Source organism: Gordonia sp. NPDC058843 (assembly GCF_042743165.1).
Taxonomy (GTDB): domain Bacteria; phylum Actinomycetota; class Actinomycetes; order Mycobacteriales; family Mycobacteriaceae; genus Gordonia.
In genome coordinates this window covers 1-2,125 of record NZ_JBHYNC010000085.1, presented here as the reverse complement: position 1 = coordinate 2,125, position 2,125 = coordinate 1, and the positions used below count along the sequence as shown (strand labels likewise).

Below are 2,125 nucleotides of genomic sequence, written 5' to 3'. Positions count from 1 at the left end.
AACTCCCCATACGACACCACCCGCTCACCCACCCGCACCGCCACCGAACCCACCGACAACCCCACCCGCTCAGCAACCACCGACCCCACCGAACGGCCCGACCACCCCAACCCCACCCCAACACCACGCGACCAACCCTCGATGGCGGCACGTTCGTCCGCATCGACGAGGTCGATGTCGCCGACGACCACGTCCGGATCGGCGAGACCCGCGTCGAGAACGTCGATGATCCTGTCCCCGAGGCGTTGTGCCGTGCGGCCGTCGAAGAGATCGGTCGCGTAGACGATCCGGCCGGTCAGCGAGGTGAGGGCACCGTGGGTGTCGCGGTCGGCGCTCATCCCGATCATCAGGTCGAACCGGGCAGCGGGCGACCCGGTGTCGACGGGTGTGATCGTCAGGCCCGGCGCCGACAGTTCCCCCACCGACGTCTGCTCGAGGGTCAGCAAGACCTGGGTCAGCGGCGCGAACGCCTCGCTGCGGGTGGGTGCGAGCGTCTCGACCAGATACTCGAAGGGCACGTCTGCCGCAGCGAACGCATCGAGATCGGTGTCACGCACCAGCCGGACCACCTCACCGAAGGTCGCCGCGGAGTCGACAGGTGTGCGTAGCACCAAGGTGTTGACGAACATCCCGATGAGGGCGTCGAGTTCGGCGCGACCCCGTCCGGCGACCGGTGAACCGACGGCGATGTCTGAAGTGCCCGACAGGCGTGCGAGAACGACGGCGACCGATGCATGCAACACCATGAAGACGGTCACGCCGTGGGTGCGGGCGAAATCCTCGATCCTGGGCGCGAGGTCGTCGGGCAGATCGATCTCGACCAACGCACCGTCATGGGACGCCACCGGCGGCCTCGGACGGTCGGTGGGAAGTTCGAGGACCTCGGGGAGGTCGGCGAGTCGCTCTCGCCACCACCGTGCCTGCCTGCCGAGTTCGGTGGCCGGGTCGTCCAACGAGCCGAGGGTCCGCTGCTGCCACAGGGCGACGTCCGCGTACTGCACCGGAAGCGCCGGGCGGACCGGCGCATTCCCGTCGAGTCGAGACCGGTACGCCTGCAGGAGGTCGTCGACGAGCGGCACCAGGGACTCACCGTCGGCCGCGATGTGGTGTACGACGACGACCAGGACATGCTCGTCGGGATGACCTTCGCCGGGGCCGGGGAAGAAAAGCCCGGCACGGATCGGCAAGTCTCTTGTCACGTCGAACGGTTCGGCGGACAGTGTGCCCACGCCGCCACTCCGCCACCACTGATCGACGGTGACCTCCGCGGCCGGCATGACGTCCTGCCACGGCCGGCCGTCGGAACTCTGCGGGTAACGCGTCCGCAGGACCTCGTGGCGTTCGATCACATCGGCCAGCGCCGCCCGCAGCGCGACCACGTCGAGACGTCCCTGAAGGCGCAAGGCGAACGGGATGTTGTAGGCGGACGAGGTCGGGTCGAATTGGTTGATGAACCACATACGCTGCTGCGCCGTCGACAACGGCGGGCGCGCGGGGCGTGGGACGGACCCGAGCTCCACTGCCTCGACCGACGGCCCGTCGACGGATGAGTGCCGCGCGGCATCGACGTGGGCGGCCATCGACCGCACCGTCGGGGCGTCGAACAACTCGCGCACACCGAACCGGACACCGAAGACGTGCGCGATCCGCGCGGCGACCCGAGTCGCGGACAGCGAGTGCCCACCGATCTCGAAGAAGCTGTCCGTCACCGAGATTCCCGCAGCATCCGGCACGCGCCCGAGCACATCGGCGACGATGGTCCGGACGGCTCGTTCGGTGTCGGTCTCGGGTTCGGCGCGACCCGCAGAGACGAAATCCGGTGCGGGCAGCGCCTTGCGGTCGACCTTGCCAGCGGTGTTCAACGGCAGCTCATCCAGCACGACGACGGTGTCGGGCACCATGTACGACGCGAGGCGGCGGCCGGCGTATTCGCGAACCCGCTGTACTGCCGACTCGTCCGGACCGGCGATGTAGGCGACCAGGCGATCATCGCGCACCACGACCGCCGCGGCGACCACGTCGTCCGCACCCGCGAGGACGGTTTCGACCTCCCCCAACTCGATCCGCTGCCCCCGCAACTTCACCTGAAAATCAACACGCCCCACATACTCCAACTCACCCACAC

At 68.6% G+C, this 2,125-nt stretch carries 1 protein-coding gene; it reads right to left on the bottom strand.

Going from position 1 to position 2,125, the window contains the following annotated elements:
- Window positions 1-2,084, bottom strand: a 2,084-nt coding sequence (locus tag ACFW3F_RS25475; protein ID WP_388062489.1) for a condensation domain-containing protein, incomplete at its 3' end; no start/stop codon positions are given.
- Window positions 2,085-2,125: the final 41 nt, after the last annotated feature.